Annotated in this window: 15 protein-coding genes; 1 reads left to right on the plus strand and 14 read right to left on the minus strand. The window is 42.3% G+C overall.

What is annotated here, in order from left to right:
* Positions 1 to 85: 85 nt before the first annotated feature.
* From ACIQYG_RS00185 to ACIQYG_RS00210, 6 genes are all read right to left on the minus strand, one after another.
* Positions 86 to 1,360 (minus strand): dihydrolipoamide acetyltransferase family protein, encoded by a 1,275-nt coding sequence (locus ACIQYG_RS00185; protein WP_402834984.1) that lies wholly within the window; start codon positions 1,358 to 1,360, stop codon positions 86 to 88.
* 26 nt (positions 1,361 to 1,386) lie between these two features.
* Positions 1,387 to 2,370, minus strand: coding sequence for an alpha-ketoacid dehydrogenase subunit beta (locus ACIQYG_RS00190; RefSeq protein ID WP_402834985.1), 984 nt, complete (start codon positions 2,368 to 2,370; stop codon positions 1,387 to 1,389).
* A gap of 12 nt (positions 2,371 to 2,382) precedes the next feature.
* A complete protein-coding gene (locus tag ACIQYG_RS00195) occupies positions 2,383 to 3,378 on the minus strand; it encodes a thiamine pyrophosphate-dependent dehydrogenase E1 component subunit alpha (protein WP_402835475.1) in 996 nt (331 codons plus the stop codon).
* Positions 3,379 to 3,402: 24 nt separating this feature from the next.
* Positions 3,403 to 4,824 carry a dihydrolipoyl dehydrogenase gene (gene lpdA / locus ACIQYG_RS00200; protein WP_402834986.1) on the minus strand — a complete coding sequence of 474 codons (1,422 nt, stop codon included), beginning with the start codon at positions 4,822 to 4,824 and terminating at the stop codon, positions 3,403 to 3,405.
* A 132-nt stretch (positions 4,825 to 4,956) separates the two neighbouring features.
* Complete coding sequence (gene bcd, locus ACIQYG_RS00205; protein WP_402834987.1) at positions 4,957 to 6,054, minus strand: branched-chain amino acid dehydrogenase; 1,098 nt, start codon at positions 6,052 to 6,054, stop codon at positions 4,957 to 4,959.
* A 368-nt stretch (positions 6,055 to 6,422) separates the two neighbouring features.
* Positions 6,423 to 8,480, minus strand: coding sequence for a sigma 54-interacting transcriptional regulator (locus ACIQYG_RS00210; protein WP_402834988.1), 2,058 nt, complete (start codon positions 8,478 to 8,480; stop codon positions 6,423 to 6,425).
* A gap of 205 nt (positions 8,481 to 8,685) precedes the next feature.
* Here ACIQYG_RS00210 and ACIQYG_RS00215 point away from each other — a divergent pair, with 205 nt between their 5' ends.
* On the plus strand, positions 8,686 to 8,922 hold the full coding sequence (locus ACIQYG_RS00215) for a DUF2627 domain-containing protein (RefSeq protein ID WP_101222519.1): 237 nt from the start codon (positions 8,686 to 8,688) through the stop codon (positions 8,920 to 8,922).
* 43 nt (positions 8,923 to 8,965) lie between these two features.
* Here ACIQYG_RS00215 and ACIQYG_RS00220 read toward each other — a convergent pair whose 3' ends face one another.
* The 8 genes from ACIQYG_RS00220 to dxs all read right to left on the minus strand — a co-directional run bounded on the left by ACIQYG_RS00220 (position 8,966) and on the right by dxs (position 17,909).
* On the minus strand, positions 8,966 to 9,700 hold the full coding sequence (locus tag ACIQYG_RS00220) for a glycerophosphodiester phosphodiesterase (protein WP_402834989.1): 735 nt from the start codon (positions 9,698 to 9,700) through the stop codon (positions 8,966 to 8,968).
* Between the two features lie 84 nt (positions 9,701 to 9,784).
* Entirely contained in the window at positions 9,785 to 9,976 is a 192-nt protein-coding gene (locus ACIQYG_RS00225; RefSeq protein ID WP_402834990.1) for a hypothetical protein, read from the minus strand.
* Positions 9,977 to 10,098: 122 nt separating this feature from the next.
* The gene (spo0A, locus tag ACIQYG_RS00230) at positions 10,099 to 10,890 is read right to left on the minus strand and encodes a sporulation transcription factor Spo0A (protein WP_034308269.1); all 792 of its coding nucleotides are present in this window, start codon (positions 10,888 to 10,890) and stop codon (positions 10,099 to 10,101) included.
* A gap of 328 nt (positions 10,891 to 11,218) precedes the next feature.
* The gene (spoIVB, locus tag ACIQYG_RS00235) at positions 11,219 to 12,511 is read right to left on the minus strand and encodes a SpoIVB peptidase (RefSeq protein ID WP_402834991.1); all 1,293 of its coding nucleotides are present in this window, start codon (positions 12,509 to 12,511) and stop codon (positions 11,219 to 11,221) included.
* Positions 12,512 to 12,673: 162 nt separating this feature from the next.
* On the minus strand, positions 12,674 to 14,389 hold the full coding sequence (gene recN, locus ACIQYG_RS00240) for a DNA repair protein RecN (RefSeq protein ID WP_402834992.1): 1,716 nt from the start codon (positions 14,387 to 14,389) through the stop codon (positions 12,674 to 12,676).
* 22 nt (positions 14,390 to 14,411) lie between these two features.
* Positions 14,412 to 14,861, minus strand: a complete 450-nt coding sequence (gene ahrC, locus ACIQYG_RS00245) for a transcriptional regulator AhrC/ArgR (RefSeq protein WP_034308279.1) — start codon at positions 14,859 to 14,861, stop codon at positions 14,412 to 14,414.
* A gap of 323 nt (positions 14,862 to 15,184) precedes the next feature.
* Positions 15,185 to 16,012, minus strand: coding sequence for a TlyA family RNA methyltransferase (locus ACIQYG_RS00250; protein WP_402834993.1), 828 nt, complete (start codon positions 16,010 to 16,012; stop codon positions 15,185 to 15,187).
* A 4-nt stretch (positions 16,013 to 16,016) separates the two neighbouring features.
* Positions 16,017 to 17,909, minus strand: a complete 1,893-nt coding sequence (dxs, locus tag ACIQYG_RS00255; protein ID WP_402834994.1) for a 1-deoxy-D-xylulose-5-phosphate synthase — start codon at positions 17,907 to 17,909, stop codon at positions 16,017 to 16,019.
* Positions 17,910 to 17,942: the final 33 nt, after the last annotated feature.

A 17,942-nucleotide genomic window follows, 5' to 3' on the forward strand; every position in this document is an offset into this window, starting at 1 on the left:
ATAAAATTTTTGTCGATGTTTTTCTACGGAAAAGTGAAGTACAAAAAAGAAAAGGAAGGACCTTCCGGCCTTCCTTTTCTTCATTTTAGTATATGGGAGTGTTATCTTTGGAAATCTTTTCGATGATTTCTTTAACCCTCGCGAGGAATCGACCGCATACGAGTCCGTCCAAAACACGATGATCAAGTGATAAACAGAGATTCACCATATCCCGTACTGCAATCATGTCATTTATGACCACTGGGCGTTTTACAATCGTTTCAACTTGTAAAATGGCCGCCTGTGGATGATTGATGATTCCCATGGACTGGACAGATCCGAATGAGCCAGTGTTATTAACAGTGAACGTACCACCTTGCATATCCTCTGCTTTTAACTTACCTGACTTCACTTTTGATGCAAGTTCCTGTATTTCCCTTGCTATACCTTTTATTGATTTTTCATCTGCATTTTTAATGACCGGTACAAATAAGGCATCCTCAGTCGCAACGGCTATCGATATATTGATTTCTTTCTTTTGTATGATTTTTTCGCCGGCCCACATCGAATTCAGCTCTGGGAATTCCGTAAGGGCTTGAGCAACCGCTTTAACGAAAAAGGCAAAGTACGTTAAATTATAGCCTTCTTTTTGTTTAAAATCGGTTTTTAGATTATCACGCAACTTCACCATATTGCTTGCGTCAACTTCCACCATCGTCCAAGCATGGGGAATTTCGTGCTTACTTTTCAACATATTGGATGCAATTGCCTTACGGATGCCTGTAACCGGTATTTCCTTGTCACCAGCCGCAGTCGGCACGTTAGTTACTGGACTTGTTTGACGATTGACTTGAGGGGCGACCACTTCAGGAGCCGAATCGGATATTGCGGAAGGCTCATCCGCCTTAGGAAGATTCCCTGATTCAACAAGTTTCAGTAAATCTTTACGGGTGATCCGTCCCTCATTCCCCGTTCCTTTAACTTTTGAAAGATCGATTCCATGCTCCTGGGAAAGTTTTAACACAGCTGGCGAATAGCGAGCTTCCCTTGATGGTTTGGCCGCTTGCTGCGTAACAGGTGCAGCAACATTTTCCTCACTATGAGAAACTTGCCCAGCATTTTCGTTATCCGTCTTTGCCGTTTCAACTTCAATCGAGCAGATGACTTCCCCGACTGCCAATGTTTGATTCTCATCCGCTTTCAATTCCTTGATGATGCCGGTGAAGGAAGAAGGAACCTCAGCATTTACTTTATCCGTCATCACTTCAGCTAGCGGATCATATTTCGTGACATGATCCCCAGGCTTCACAAGCCATTTACTGATGGTTCCCTCTGTGACACTTTCGCCTAGTTGAGGCATCTTCATTAATTCCATAGCCATAATTCGTTCCTCCTTCTTAACAGTCATTAATACTCGGCCAATTCCCTCATTGCTTTTTCCACTTTATCAGGATTCACCATAAATTGTTTTTCCATCGTAGGCGCATAAGGCATGGCAGGTACATCAGGCCCGGCCAATCGTTTTACAGGGGCATCCAAATCAAAAAGGCAATGCTCGGCAATTATGGCTGCGACCTCACTCATGATGCTTCCTTCTTTATTATCTTCCGTAACGAGTAATACTTTCCCCGTTTTAGAAGCTGCTTTTATGATGGCATCCTTATCCAAAGGGTACACGGTACGCAAGTCAAGAACATGTGCAGAAATTCCATCTGCAGCTAATTTTTCTGCTGCCTGAAGGGCAAAATGCACACAAAGGCCATAGGAGATGACAGTAATGTCTTCCCCGTCCCTTTTCACATCCGCCTTGCCGATTGGAAGTACATAATCTTCAGTGGGTACCTCACCCTTGATCAAGCGGTATGCGCGTTTATGTTCAAAGAAAAGCACTGGGTCTTCATCGCGAATGGCAGCTTTAAGCAAACCCTTTACATCATACGGAGTGGAAGGCATCACGATTTTCAAGCCCGGCTGATTGGCAAAGATCGCTTCAACCGATTGCGAATGATAAAGAGCTCCATGAATCCCTCCTCCATATGGAGCACGGATTACCATAGGACAGCTCCAGTCATTATTAGAACGGTATCTGATTTTGGCTGCCTCTGAAATGATTTGGTTAATGGCAGGCATGATGAAATCAGCAAATTGCATCTCAGCTATCGGCCGAAGCCCATACATGGCGGCTCCAATTCCAACTCCTGCAATTGCAGATTCTGCAAGCGGGGTATCGATGACCCTGTCTTCACCGAATTGGTCGTATAAACCATTAGTGGCTTTAAAGACCCCACCTTTTTTTCCTACATCCTCTCCCAATACGAATACACGGGAATCTCGTTCCATCTCTTCCCTCATTGCCATTGTCACGGCATCTATATAAGAAATCACTGGCATTCTATTACCCCCTTACTTTTGTGCATACACATGATTCATAGCACTTTCAGCCTTTGGATATGGAGCATTTTCAGCATAATCGGTTGCTTCGTTGACTATCTTCATTACTTCATCATTCATTTGTTTCTCAAGGTCGTCATCCATGATTCCCACTTCTTTTAAATAGGCTCCAAATGTCTTTATGGAATCCTTCGTTTTGGCTTCGGCCACTTCGTCTGCCGTTCGGTAGCTTCGGTCATCATCATCACTTGAATGAGGTGTGAGCCTGTATGAAACGGTTTCTACCAGTGTTGGGCCTTCTCCCCTTCGTGCACGGTCAGCCGCTTCTTTCACCGCTGCATACACTGCCAATGGATCATTGCCATCCACCGTTATGCCAGGCATCCCATAGCCAATCGCCCTGTCGGAAACATTTTCACACGATAGCTGTTTCGAAATAGGAACGGAAATCGCATATTTATTATTTTCACACATGAAAATGACCGGTAGCTTATGCACACCTGCAAAGTTGGCCCCTTCATGAAAATCGCCCTGATTGGATGAACCTTCCCCAAACGTTACGAATGTCACCAAATCCTTACCTTCCATCTTCCCTGCAAGGGCAATTCCAACTGCATGCGGGACCTGTGTCGTTACAGGCGATGAACCAGTGACGATCCTATTTTTCTTTTGACCAAAATGACCAGGCATTTGGCGCCCGCCGGAATTGGGATCTTCCTCTTTCGCGAAACCGGAGAGCATCAAGTCTTTTGCGGTCATTCCGAAGGTAAGCACCACACCGACATCCCGATAATAAGGCAGTACATAATCCTTTTCCCGATCAAGTGCAAACGCAGCTCCAACCTGTGCAGCTTCTTGCCCCTGGCAGGAAATCACGAAGGGAATTTTCCCGGATCGGTTTAAAAGCCACATGCGCTCATCAATTCTGCGGGACAAAAGCATTGTCCGGTACATATCTAAAACCGTTTCCTCATTTAAGCCTAATTGTTCATGACGTTTTTCTACCATCATAAAACCTCCTGACCTTATTCTTTATGAATGAATGGCACGTCCATCGACAGCAAGGGCCGCCTCTCCGATTGCTTCGGATAGACTTGGGTGCGGATGAATTGTCTTGCCTATCTCCCAAGGTGTCGCATCAAGCACTTTTGCAAGTCCAGCTTCTGAAATCATATCCGTAACATGTGGGCCGATCATATGAACGCCCAGTATATCATCCGTTTTCTTATCGGCGATGATTTTGACAAAACCATCCGCTTCCCCGAAGACAAGGGCCTTACCAACTGCACGGAATGGGAATTTCCCAATTTTAAGGTCATAGCCTTCCTCGTTTGCCTGATCTTCCGTCAAACCGACACTTGCAGCTTCAGGGCTTGAATACACACACTTTGAAATGAGCGAATAATCCAGCGGTTCCGGCTTTTGGCCCGCGATATGTTCAACGGCCGTAATACCTTCATGGGAGGCAACATGAGCCAATTGCAGACCGCCGATACAGTCACCGACCGCATAGATATGTGATTCCTTCGTTTGGAAGAAGTCATTGGTTTCAATAAAACCTTTTTCTTTCACAATTTCCGTATTTTCAAGGCCGATCCCTTCTAGATTTGCTGATCTGCCTACGGAAACCAGCATTTTTTCAGCTGTGAATTCCTCTACCGAACCTTTGACTTCAGCAGAAATGGATACTGAAACATCCGTTTTCAGGGTTTCAGGCAATACCTTCGCACCCGTAACGAACTTGACGCCTTTTTTCGTTAGGAGACGAAGCATTTCACTGGAAATATCATGGTCCTCAGTCGGGATGATTCTATCTGCATATTCCAGAACTGTCACTTCCACACCAAAATCATTGAGCATCGATGCCCATTCAATGCCGATAACTCCACCGCCTACAATCATCATTGATTTTGGTAAGCTCTCAAGCTTTAGAGCTTCATCCGATGTAAGCACCAATTCCCCATCAATAGCCAAACCGGGCAGTGTCTTCGGACGTGAACCTGTAGCAATGATGACATTCTGTGGAATGAGCATTTCATTTTCACTGCCATTATTCATTTCCACGGAAATTGTCCCAGGCATCGGTGAAAATATAGAAGGACCAAGTATACGTCCTAACCCTTCATAAACCGTTATCTTTCCTTGTTTCATCAGGTGCTGAACGCCTTTATAGAGTTGATCGACCACTTTATTCTTTCTTTCCTGCACTTTAAGGAAATCTACCTTTACATCCCCGGTAACAATACCGAATTCCTCACTTTTCACTGCAGTCTGATAAACTTCCGCACTCCTTAAAAGTGCTTTCGAAGGGATACAGCCTTTATGTAGACACGTTCCGCCGAGCTTGCCTTTCTCCACGACAGCCGTTTTCAATCCTAATTGAGCAGCCCTTATTGCCGCCACATACCCGCCTGTTCCTCCTCCGAGGATAACGAGGTCAAATTCTTCAGCCAAAACCACTCCTCCTCACAAATACATACTATTAGTCACCATTTTTACTTGTCCTATGTTTATTACGTTATCCATCTTTAAAATTCCTGTGTTTATTTAAAAAAACACAGGAATCTATATCTTGTAATACTACATTCATTTTCTTCCATTCAAGATATGTTTTTCATTTTGCAGGAATTGGCTCCTTGAATTCCTCATGCGGGCAATGCGCTCCTCTGCCATCCTATCAGCTGCTTTATAAGTAGGGATTTGATCACGTTTTGCAATCTCGATGACTCGTTCAATTGTATCATAAACAGTTTCCACTTTCTTAAGGGCTCTTTCCCGATTATACCCTAGAAGCTCATCGGCCACGTTTATGACTCCACCTGCATTAATTACATAATCAGGAGCATATATAATACCTTTTTCATGAATTTGATCGCCATGCACAGGTTCCTTTAATTGATTATTGGCAGCACCTGCAATGACCTTTGCCCTGATTTGATTGATTGTTTGATCATTTATGACAGCCCCTAATGCACAAGGTGCATAGATATCACAATCGACTCCATAAATTTCATCTGGATTCACTGCAGTCGCCCCAAAGGATTCAACCGCACGGGCCACACTCTCTTTATTGATATCCGTAACGATGAGCTTGGCGCCCTCCTCATGAAGATGACGGCATAAGTTATAAGAAACATTCCCGACACCTTGGACTGCAACCACCTTGCCTTCTAAAGAATCAGTTCCGAATGCCTCTTTTGCAGCAGCCTTCATACCTCGGTATACTCCATATGCCGTTACTGGGGAAGGGTTACCCGAAGAACCGAATGCAGGGGAAATCCCAGTGACAAAATCCGTCTCCTCATGAATGAGATCCATATCCTCAACCGTTGTACCTACATCTTCAGCTGTTATATATCGGCCATTCAGCCCTTGGATATACCTACCGAATGCACGGAACATTTCTTCATTTTTATCCTTACGCGGATCACCGATGATGACGGTTTTCCCCCCGCCTAAATTCAAGCCGGCAGCTGCGTTCTTATATGTCATTCCTCTCGAAAGCCTTAAGGCATCTTCAATGGCTTCTTCTTCGGATGCATATGTCCACATCCTTGTGCCTCCAAGCGCAGGCCCTAATGTTGTATCATGAATGGCAATTATCGCTTTCAAACCCGATTGTTTATCCTGACAGAATAGCAGTTGCTCGTAATCATATTTCTCAAGATATTTAAAAATTTCCATAAAGGAATCCTCCCTAGATGTTTTAATGCATGTGGAGATATGAAGACACTAAATTTCTCCTCATTCTTATTTGTTCCTACGTTCATTTTAAATAAAATCCGCTACTCACATGATATTTTCCCCATGGGGAATGGTTCCCTGAAAAACCCATGCACCTTTAAATATGCAAATAACATGCCAATAAAATACATAATGAGAGCCTTTTTATCCAAAAAAAGGACATGCTGGTTAATATGTTGGGCAACTATAGCCTATAACAAATTTAAAAAAATTTCATGTTAGAAGTGGAGTCTCGCTTAAATTAAAATAAATCAGAAAATTCTGTGCAGTTTTTTTCACAGCGCGCAAATAATTGCATGCAAAAATTTTCACAGTTTTAGTTTTTCCATTTTGTAATATAGATTTCTAACTGAAATCCCCAGCGCTTTTGCTGTAAGTGTTTTATTCCCCTTGTGGGTTTGGAACGCTTGCTGAATGATTTCGGCTTCATACTGGTCTATTATCTCCGATAGCGGTTTCCCCGATACGTAGCCGGATGGCTTCATTAATAATTTCTCTTGATTTATTGGAATCTCTTCGATAAAATCCGGAATATGATGGATATCAATGATCGTCTCGTTCAATTTCATGAAAATGATTGCCCGTCCTAAGATATTTTCCAGTTCTCTCACATTGCCTGGCCAGTTGTATATTTGCATCTTATGTATAGCTGCGGTGGTAATTCCCTCAATGCTCCGTCCATACTCCTGATTGATTTTATTAATCAAATGCTCCGCCAATTCTTTCAAATCTTCTTTTCTCTTTCTTAATGGAGCAATGAAAATAGGCATGCGGTTCAGCCTGAAATATAAGTCTTCCCTGAATGATCCGTTTGCGATGGCCTGTTCAAGATTGATATTCGTAGCGGCTATGACCCGGACATTGATGGGAATCGGCTTCGTTCCCCCCACTCTGATGATTTCCTTTTCTTGTAAAACCCGAAGTAATTTAGCTTGGATGTTGGCTGGTAATTCACCAATTTCGTCTAAAAAGATACTCCCTTGATTTGCCTCTTCAAAAAAACCGACCTTTCCGCCCCTGCTTGCCCCTGTAAAGGCTCCCTCATCATAACCGAACAGTTCACTTTCAAGTAATGATTCCGAGATGGCCGCACAATTTACCCGAACGAATTTATTGAACTTCCTATCGCTCGCATTATGGATGGCATGTGCAAATAACTCTTTACCAGTCCCTGATTCCCCTCTTAATAAGACAGTAGCAGGTGTTCTTGCCGATAATTTCGCCTGTTCAATGGGAAGCTTCATCTCTTCGGAAGCCCCAATTATATCATCAAAGGAATATTTAGCCTGCAATGTACGGATGATCTGCCTTGCCCGATTAAGTTCGTGGGTCAAGGCTTGAATTTCCGATACATCATGAATGACGCCAACACTTCCTTTCAGGCACCCATCCACAATGATTGGAGCAACATTTACGATCACTTCCTTATGTTTCGGGCCGACACGCATATTGACACCACGAACAGGCTTTTTTGTCTGAAGCACTTTCATATGCATACTTTCACCTTCGTAAATATCAATGGAAGCCGGCTTACCGATCACTTGGGTCTTTGTTAAGCCAGTGATTCTTGTATATGCCGGATTGATCAAAAGACCCCTTCCTTGCTCATCCACAACAGATATGGCTTCCTCACTTGATTGAATGATTGCCTGGAGCATGGTCTGTATCTCTTTTAAATCAGTGATCTGCTCCGCCAATTGTACAGCTTCCGTTTTATTCCTAAACACGGAAAAAGCCCCTATGATTTCCTTTTCGGCATTCACCAGAGGTATCCTTGTCGTTATGAGTTCCATCCCATTGCTAAGGGTGATTTCCTGATTCACTTCTTTTTGGTTCGTTTGCATCACTCTCAGCAATCCTGTTGAAGGGATGAAATCTTTGATATGTCTGCCCAAAACATCCTCGCGCTTTGTGTCAGATGCACGTTCCGCACTATCATTGAACATGATGATGAATCCTTCATGGTCAATCACTACCATCCCTTCACTGGTCGTATTAAGGATCAAGTCCATTTTTGCCGAGGTATTCTCCAATTTACTAATTAAACGGTTTTTCTCTTCAAACAACTTAGTCATAATTAGGGCGACACTTCCAGGTATGAGAATCGTTTGTTCGCCCATGTCCCTTTTTATCTTTTTATAGACAGAAGGGTCACCGGTCGTATCAAAAATGATGTCCAAATCCCACTCCAATCCCATGCTCCAATTAGTCACAGTAGGAATCCTTCGTTCCTTCGCAGCAAGCATCCCTTCAGCGGATTCATTCGTATCAGCCATACAAACAATGGAGAATACTTCACTTTCGGATAGGAGTTTCAACACGGTTGTCCCTCCCACTCCTCCCCCTACTATCATGACCTTTTGCATCAGCCATCCCCCTTAAGATATAATTATCCCTTTTAATAGATCATTCCCTGCAATTTTTTTCATACTCCACACCATTTTACCATATCGGCCCCCTTTAAAAACAGCCACCACCTCCCAGTCATTATCTGGATTCCCGATACTTGACAAATAATTTATATCCTTTATCATTTTTTAAAGACGGAATTTTCGGAAGGGATTTGACCGCATGAAACGTTTAATCGCTTTTTTGATTCTTTTTATACCCGGTGCCTTTGCTGCCTATGGCATAAAAATAATGAGGGACATGGTGTTCGGTATTTTACAGCCTCCCTATCCGGTCCTTTGGCTGCAATTTTTAATAGGATTGCTCATTACGATTGGCGGAATAGCCTTTATCGCCGGCTTCGTCCTTCATCGAGATCGAAAACAAAATAAGGTCCAAAGCAGGTTCAATAAATTTTAAACGCAAAAAGAAGGTGCCATGTATCGTTTGGCACCTTCTTTCTTTATCTTGATTTCAATCTTTCTCTGACCCGTACGGCTGCTTCGGGGAAATCGGTTATGATGCCGCTGCACCCCAATTTGAATAACCGCTTCATCTGGGCTTCTTCATTAATGGTATAGGGCCGTACAGGAACACCCATACTCACGGATGCTTGAATTAGTGCATCAGGGGCAGCCCGGATATTTGGGTGTATTGCACTTCCTCCTATTGCCTTGGCATATATCCACGGCATGTACAGGCCATCCCTATATAGCGGTGCCGTTTCCAATTCAGGTGCCAATTGATGGCAATTGACCAAACTGTAATGATTGAAAGAAGAAAGGATTATCCTTTCCTCCATTTCGTAAGTACGGATGAGCCGGATGACTTTCTCTTCTAAGCCTGGATACAGAAAAACCGTATTTTTCAATTCAATATTGCAAAAAAGCTGATTATCGTTAAGCCAAATAAATAGCTCTTCAAGCGTGGGAATCTTTTCTTTACCCAAATTACCCTTATGGGTTGCTGACGCATTAAGGGTTTTCAACTCCATCAAGGTCCGGTCTTTTACATACCCCGAGGCATTCGTGGTCCGATCGAGCTTTTCATCGTGGATGATGACCACTTCTCCATCTTTCGAGAGCTGGACATCCGTTTCAATTCCGTCCGCCCCGACACGGGCAGCTTCCTTGAACGCCGACATCGTATTTTCCGGATGTGTTCCTGCAGAGCCTCGATGTGCAAAGATTAAGGTCATGATGAAACGCCGCCTCTCCCCAAAATTGTTATACCCCAATTTTATGAACAGAAACAGCAAATTATTTTCATCTAGATCAATACATTAATCAAAATGCAGATGATTATTTTCTGCATAGTCACTTAATTTCTTTTCCAAGCTAATTTGTGCCGCTTTTTCAAACAAACAAAAACGCCTTTTATTTATGGGATTTGCTGCAAAATCCAATAAATAAAAGGCGTTTAATTTTTTTAACCGGCGTAAAAAGATTTGAAGTTGCCGATTAGAAAAAATCACGAAGCAACTTCTTCCTGTCCTTTACCTCCAGACGGAGAGTTCCTATTTATATTTAGCGGCTCTGGCCTTTATAAGGTCAATTGTACCTTGAGTCTTAACAACCGGTGTTTCCCCTACCCCTGTCAAGAAGCTTTATGTTCGAGGCGCAGCTTATCGGCAACCATGGCAATGAATTCGGAATTTGTAGGTTTTGCCTTTGTCATGCTTACGGTATATCCGAAAAGAGAGGATATGGATTCTATATTTCCACGGCTCCAGGCCACTTCAATCGCATGCCGGATAGCACGTTCAACACGGCTGGCCGTAGTATTGTATTTTTTGGCGATATCCGGATATAAAACTTTGGTGATCGAACCCAATAGTTCAATATCATTATATACCATGGATATGGCTTCCCTTAAATACAAATAGCCCTTAATATGTGCAGGCACTCCAATCTCGTGAATGATGCTTGTGATGCTTGCATCAAGGTTCTTCGGCTTGGATTCATTTTGGGGACGATAGCTAAATTGACTATGATTTTTTAAAACCGCCTGCCCTTTACCGCTTACCTGACGTATGTGATTGGCCAGATTTTCCATATCAAATGGTTTCAGGATAAAGTAGGACGCACCCAAATCAACTGCTTTTTTCGTTACATCTTCTTGACCAAATGCAGTAAGCATAATCACATTAGGCATGGCACCCCGTTTTACTTCACGAAGTTTTTCAAGTACACCTAACCCATCTAAATGAGGCATGATAATATCGAGGATCAATATATCCGGATCAACGCTTTCAAGCATTCCCAGGCAATCTTGACCGTTATGTGCCACCCCAATCACTTCCATGTCTTCCTGTGCAGAAATGTATTCTTCCAGAAGGCCAACAAGTTCTCTATTATCATCTACAACGCACACCTTAATTTTTTTCACGCTTGATTTCCTCCTCAACTACAATTGGTCTTTTTTTCTATATGACTAAATTCTATTGTAATTGAACTTTTCGACAATGGAAACTAAATTCCTTTTATTTTTGAAAAAATATAAGGAATTCAATATTATTCTCCGGATATCTCTTGTTTTCGACTTCGTTTGCTATTCGAATAAACCGTTTGTCGAAAAATCTTCATATCGTTTTCATTTTATCACATCGTTTCAAAAAAACCTCTATTTTTTGAAGAAATCAAAATTAATTCTCCCCAAAACTCAGCTAATCATAAATTTCCATTAAAAAGGGGCATCCAAAAGGATACCCGGTTTCTTAGCTTGCCTTTTCATAATTATCTTTGTCGTATATATTTATACCGGCTTCGTTTAACATCCATTCGATATGGACTCCATACCCACTTGTAGGATCATTAACGAATACATGGGTGACTGCACCGATTAATTTCCCATTTTGTATGATGGGACTTCCGCTCATACCTTGAACGATCCCACCCGTTTTTTGAAGCAATTCTTTATCCGTCACTTTTAAGACCATTCCTTTGATTGCAGGAAACTTCTGTGGTATGGAACTGACGATTTCGACATCGAATTCCTCCACTTCAGAACCATCCACCACTGTAAGGATTTTTGCTGGTCCTTCCTTTACCTCATGGGAAAGGGTGATGGGGAGCGGCTTGTCGTTAATTCCATTTTTAAAATCTTGATTTAATTTCCCAAAAATGCCAAAGGGACTATTGCGATTGATATTTCCTATTTTTTCTTTATTGGAAGAAAAGCGTGCCAATTTTTCTCCCGGATCACCATTGCTTCCTTTTTCGATGGATGTGACCGTCGATTGAACGATCTGTCCGTCCTTAACAACAATCGGCTTTTTTGTATCCATATCGGATATGACATGTCCCAATGCCCCATATTTTTTTGAATCCGGGTGATAAAACGTCATTGTTCCGATGCCAGCTGCCGAATCACGGATATACAAACCCAATTTGTAGGTTCCTTCATTCTTATCTTTTAGAGGTAATAAGGTACTATGAAGCACTTCATTATCACGGTTAATGACAAGATTCAACGCCTCACCCTTTTCGCCTGCCTGCTGAACAAAAGGGGTTACATCCCCCATCTTCTTTATCGTCTGACCATTGATTTCTGTAATAATATCACCGATTTCAATTTTTGCTTTTTCTCCCGGCGATTTTTTCCCTTGCGCCGTATCAATAAGATGATGACCTACTACGAGCACCCCAAGAGTATTAAGCTTTACTCCAATGGATTGGCCTCCAGGCATGACTCTAAAGTCTTTTAACACCCTGATGTCGACCTTTTTGGCAGGCAAGCCTGCTACATCGAGTAACACTTCATTCGTACCTGGTTTCTCAGCACCAAGCGTAATCGAAGCTTGTTCATCATGAAGGGAAATTCCATCACTGGATCCCGAAGTTTTTGCAGAAACAGGCAATGATTTGGAAATACTATATTGACTTCCTTCAAATAGTACAAGATGATTTGGAATTAAAAAATATTCACGAGATGGCTGGTATAACCCTAATGTTAATAGCGAAACAAGGAGAATTCCACCGATGATCCTGTTTATCCATGTAAATTTCAATCCATTCACTCTCCTCGCTCTCTGAAACTTTATGGCTACACCTTTAATTTAGCCCTCATGACAGTCATTTATAACAGGTGCAAAAAATAAAAGCTATCCGTTTTTGGATAGCTTTACAATGAATGCTTAATGTTAAGTTTAAATAATCTTCCTACCGGCCCATCAAGATGTGATCTTCATCCTTTTGGCCAGCTGAATTAATTCATTGGCATGTTGTTTCGTCAAATCCGTTATCTCCACTCCCGAAATCATCCTGCCAATTTCTTTTATTTTTTCTGTTTCAATTAATGGCTTGACCGAGGTATTCGTGCGTCCGGCCCTTACATTTTTCGCTATGAAAAGGTGAGTATCCGCCATAGCTGCCACCTGCGGCAAATGGGATATGCACAATACTTGTGATCCAGTTGCCACTTTATAGATCTTTTCGGCAATGGATTGTGCAACCCTTCCGCTCACACCTGTATCCACTTCATCAAATATAATGGACGTTATGCCTTGATGCTTGGAGAAAATGCTTTTCAAAGCCAGCATGATCCTTGACAGTTCTCCACCGGATGCGATTTTAGAAAGAGGTTTTAACGGTTCACCTGGATTGGTGGAAATATAAAATTCCATTGAATCCAGCCCTGACTGATTAATGCCCCTATCTGACAATTCATCGAAAGTATAGGCCGTTTGAAGGAAATGAGGTTCGAAAATTGTCTTTTCCATATATAAATCTTTTAATTCCTGATGAATCTTTTTGGTTAGCTGCTGAGCGAATTTCTGGCGAAGTTCAGACAGATTCTTTGCTTCGACAATTAAATCTGCCTTGATGGATTTCATTTCCTTTTCAAGCTTCGCAATATGGGTTTCCCTATTTTGCAGCTTTTCGACTTCTTCTTCAATAGCGGCCCCATATTCCAGGATTTCCTCGATAGTCCGCCCGTATTTACGCTTTAATTGATTTATTTCATTAAGTCGACTTTCAATGAATTCCACACGTTCCGTATCATAATCCAAAGAGTCCAATTGGTCCCGGATGTTTGACACGGCCTCTTCAAGCAGGAAGTAGCTATTTGAAACGGTTTCAGAGCTGTGCTTTAAACCTTCATCAAGCCCTGCCGCTTCCTCCAGATTATTCATGGCTACGGAAAGCCAATCAATTGCATGCTGCTCACCATTTAAAGCATTATAACTGGTTTGCAGCGCTTCATGGATTTTTTCGAAATTATTAATTTTCTTCCGCTCTTCCATCAATTCTTCATCTTCGCGTAATTTCAAATCAGCTTTTTGGATTTCATCGAATTGAAATTGGATCAAATCAAGGCGGTGGACCATTTGCTGTTCATTTTGGCTCAAGCCATTCAATTGTTTAGAAGCGGCTTCATAACGTTTATATAGCTTTTGGTATTCAGTGAGTGCAGATGCGATTTTTTCACCGCCGAATTGATCGAGCAGCGGAAGATGGAGTCGTTCATCCATTAATTCCTGATGTTCATGCTGACCATGGATGTCTATCAATGTCCGCCCTATCTCCCGTAAAGTGGAAATCGTTACAAGCTTCCCATTTACCCTGCAAACGCTTTTGCCGCTCTGTGAGATATCCCTTCGTAGTATCGCCATCCCATCGTTCATATCAAGGCCAAACTCTTCCGCTTTGGCAAAGACCGGGTGTTTTTCATCTTCAATTTGGAATAATCCTTCTATTTCAGCCTTCGACTCACCATGCCGAATGAACTCTGCAGAACCACGTCCCCCAACCAAAAGATGGACCGCATCTATTATGATTGACTTCCCTGCGCCTGTTTCTCCTGTCAAGACCGTCAAGCCTTTCTCAAATGAAACGGATAGGCTGTCTATGATCGCAAAATTCCTAATCGATAGTTCTGTTAACAAACTAGGTCACCTCACAACATTATTAGAGCATGTCCAAGAATTTGCCGGAAATGATCTTTGCATCTTCCTCAGAACGGCAGATAATTAAACAAGTATCGTCGCCGCCGATCGTCCCGAGTATTTCTTGCCAATTTAAATTATCAATCAATGCGCAGATTGCCTGGGCATTACCTGGTAGCATCTTCATAACCAGCAAATTGTTGGCTGAGTCAATGCGTACAAATGCATCGACAAGGATTCTCTTTAATTTTTGAAGTGGATTGAAACGTTGGTCGGCCGGCAGACTGTATTTATACCTTCCATCCGTTAAAGGAACTTTTACAAGGTGAAGCTCTTTAATATCCCTCGAAACGGTGGCTTGAGTTACATTGTATCCAGCTAATTTCAATTCTTCAACTAACTCATCCTGGGTTTCGATATCATTATTCGTTATAATGTCCCTTATTTTTATATGTCGTTGTCCTTTATTCATAAGTAGAAGCACCTCTTCTCAACTGTTGCTCATTTAATGGTAATGGTATCACTTTCATTTCTTACTAAAGCTTAGCTGTCCCAATTTGCTTCGGTATCATCAGTACGTGCAAATAGGCCGCTTTACTAAGTGGCTAATATTAATGTTATCGGATTTTTATGCAATTGTACAACTTTTTCTCTAAAATGAATACAAGTCTAATTTTTGCACTTACCTATTTTATGTAGCCACCCATATATGATTCAAGTTCATGACGCACTATGTATAGTCAAAAAGCTCCTCTAGCCAACCGTTCAGCCAAAGGAGCCCATACAAAGTTCTAGCTATTCTTTTTTAAATTGGGCATGGGCCTCTCCAACGATGTCATCAACCGTTTTCGAAAGCAACATCGCTCCATCTTCCTTCGACCCTTGCCAGTGTAAATGAAGTAAGAATTCAATATTTCCATCACCACCGGTAATCGGTGAAAAGGAGGCATCCTTAATATCATAGCCTTCCTTTAAAGAAAAAGAAATGATCTTATCCAACACTTGTTTATGGATTTTTGGATCACGAACAATCCCCTTTTTACCCACTTGATCCTTCCCAGCTTCGAATTGCGGTTTAACCAAGGCAACGACATCACTATTCGGGACGAGCAAGGTCTTTAGCACCGGTAAAATTAACGTAAGCGAGATGAAAGAAACATCAATGCTTGCAAAGTTTGGCATCTCCCCATCGAGATCGGCGGGTGTAACATAACGGAAATTGGTCCGTTCCATTACTTTTACCCGCTCATCCTGCCTAAGCTTCCAGGCAAGTTGATTATAGCCGACATCAAGCGCATAAGACATTATGGCGCCATTTTGCAAAGCACAATCCGTAAACCCGCCAGTTGATGATCCTATATCAAGCAGTATTTTTCCATTCACCTGTAAATCGAATTCCCTTAATGCCTTCTCAAGTTTAAGACCGCCTCTTGAAACGTAAGGCATGACTTTTCCTTTGATCGTAAATTCGAGATCGACCGGCACTTTTTCCCCCGGTTTTTCGTACCTCTCTTCATTTGCGTAGACAAGGCCTGCCATAACCATACGCTTTGCTTTTTCACGTGTATCGGCCAAGCCTTGTTCTACAAGCAATACATCCACTCTTTCTTTCATCACTTTCATATTTTCAGGCCCTTTTTTCTTTTTTGGGTGTTATCATTTTAATCTTTTTGATGGCTGTCTCAGTCGTCAAACCGATTTCTTCAAGAAGTTCATCGACACTTCCATGTTCAATGAAATAATCAGGTATCCCCATTCGATCTATAATTGCCCCATAAAATCCTTGATCATGAGCATATTCAAGAACAGAACTACCAAAACCACCTTGAAGAACCGCTTCTTCTATTGTCAAGATAGGCATTTTTTCACCTAGGAGACTGCTTAGCATGTTCTCATCCAAAGGCTTAATGAACCGGGCATTGATCACCTTAACTGAATAATCCTCTTTCTCGAGCAGTTCTGCCGCTTCAAGAGCCATGGGAATCGTTGTACCGAACGTTAAGATGGCAGCATCCGTTCCTTCTTTAAGAACTTCCCACGAACCGATTGGAATCTGCTGTAATTCAGCATCCATCTCAACTCCCCAACCATTTCCACGAGGGAAACGCATGGCAATCGGACCATCATTATAGTTTAAGGCCGTATTGACCATATGCTGACCTTCGTTTTCATCTTTCGGCATCATCAACACCATATTCGGTACGTGGCGTAGGAAAGCAATGTCGAAAACGCCTTGATGCGTTTCACCATCGGAACCAACCAATCCGGCACGATCGATCCCTATGAATACGTTCAAATTCTGCCGGCAAATATCATGCACCACCTGGTCATAAGCTCTTTGCAGGAAGGTTGAATATATGGCCAGGAAAGGTTTCATTTTTTGTGTTGCCAATCCGGCTGCAAAAGTTGCAGCATGCTGCTCGGCAATCCCTACATCATAGAAACGCTCTGGGAACTCTTGAGAGAAGCCCACCAATTTCGAACCTACTGGCATTGCAGGTGTTATCGCGACAATCCGTTCATCGTCACGGGCAAGCCTGCTGACAGTATCGCTTACAAGAGCGCTCCAAGCAGGACCTTTACTAGGGGATTTCACGAAATCGCCTGTCTCGATCTTGTATGGGCCTGTCCCATGCCAGTTCCCTGTTGTGTCCAACTCGGCAGGTGAATATCCCTTGCCTTTTTTCGTGATGACATGCAGCAGTACGGGTCCCTTCGTTTTCTTGGCATATCTTAAATTCTCGAGCAATTCTTCATAATTATGTCCATCTACTGGCCCAAGGTATGTGAAACCGAGTTCTTCGAAAAAGATTCCTGATACCAATAAGTACTTCATGCTATCCTTCAAGCGTTCAGCTGTAGCGGCCAGTTTACCACCGACTGCAGGAATTTTTTTCAAAAGCAGCTCCAATTCATCTTTTGCCCAGTTATATTTACCCGCTGTCCGCAATCTTCCCAATATCGTGTGTAAAGCACCTACATTGGGGGCTATTGACATTTCATTATCATTGAGGATAACGATCATGTCCTTTTTTTCATCACCGATATGATTCAACGCTTCAAGCGCCATTCCCCCTGTTAGGGCACCGTCCCCGATTACAGGCAAAATAAAACTGCTTTCACCTTTGATATCACGGGCAGCCGCCATTCCCATTGCAGCTGAAAGGGAAGTCGAACTGTGACCGGTTTCCCAAACATCATGGGGGCTTTCAATCATTTTAGGAAAACCGCAAAGACCTTTATATTTCTTTAAGGTGTCGAACTCTCCTGCTCTGCCAGTCAGGATTTTATGGACATAGGATTGATGTCCGACATCCCATAAAATTTTATCATTCGGACTGTCGAATTCTTTATGCAAGGCTATAGTCAACTCGACGACACCTAAATTGGGACCAATGTGCCCACCGGTCACCGATAATTTTTCCACAAGGAATTTACGTACTTCCACACTTAACTCGACGAGTTCTTCATTATTCATCTTCTTCAAAAAAGAAGGGTCTTTTATAGATAGAAGATCCAAACAGGACCACTCACTTTCTGTCATTTTCGGTTG

This window comes from Peribacillus sp. NPDC096622 (genome assembly GCF_044762665.1).
Lineage (GTDB): Bacteria > Bacillota > Bacilli > Bacillales > DSM-1321 > Peribacillus > Peribacillus frigoritolerans_B.

What these genes read in the sequence shown, in the direction of transcription:
- ACIQYG_RS00185 (WP_402834984.1), bottom strand. Translation starts at nt 1,360, where the DNA reads ATGGCTATGGAATTAATGAAGATGCCTCAACTAGGCGAAAGTGTCACA.
- ahrC (WP_034308279.1), bottom strand. Translation starts at nt 14,861, where the DNA reads ATGAATAAAGGACAACGACATATAAAAATAAGGGACATTATAACGAAT.
- ACIQYG_RS00190 (WP_402834985.1), bottom strand. Translation starts at nt 2,370, where the DNA reads ATGCCAGTGATTTCTTATATAGATGCCGTGACAATGGCAATGAGGGAA.
- bcd (WP_402834987.1), bottom strand. Translation starts at nt 6,054, where the DNA reads ATGGAAATTTTTAAATATCTTGAGAAATATGATTACGAGCAACTGCTA.
- ACIQYG_RS00250 (WP_402834993.1), bottom strand. Translation starts at nt 16,012, where the DNA reads ATGAAAGTGATGAAAGAAAGAGTGGATGTATTGCTTGTAGAACAAGGC.
- ACIQYG_RS00195 (WP_402835475.1), bottom strand. Translation starts at nt 3,378, where the DNA reads ATGGTAGAAAAACGTCATGAACAATTAGGCTTAAATGAGGAAACGGTT.
- ACIQYG_RS00215 (WP_101222519.1), top strand. Translation starts at nt 8,686, where the DNA reads ATGAAACGTTTAATCGCTTTTTTGATTCTTTTTATACCCGGTGCCTTT.
- ACIQYG_RS00220 (WP_402834989.1), bottom strand. Translation starts at nt 9,700, where the DNA reads ATGACCTTAATCTTTGCACATCGAGGCTCTGCAGGAACACATCCGGAA.
- ACIQYG_RS00210 (WP_402834988.1), bottom strand. Translation starts at nt 8,480, where the DNA reads ATGCAAAAGGTCATGATAGTAGGGGGAGGAGTGGGAGGGACAACCGTG.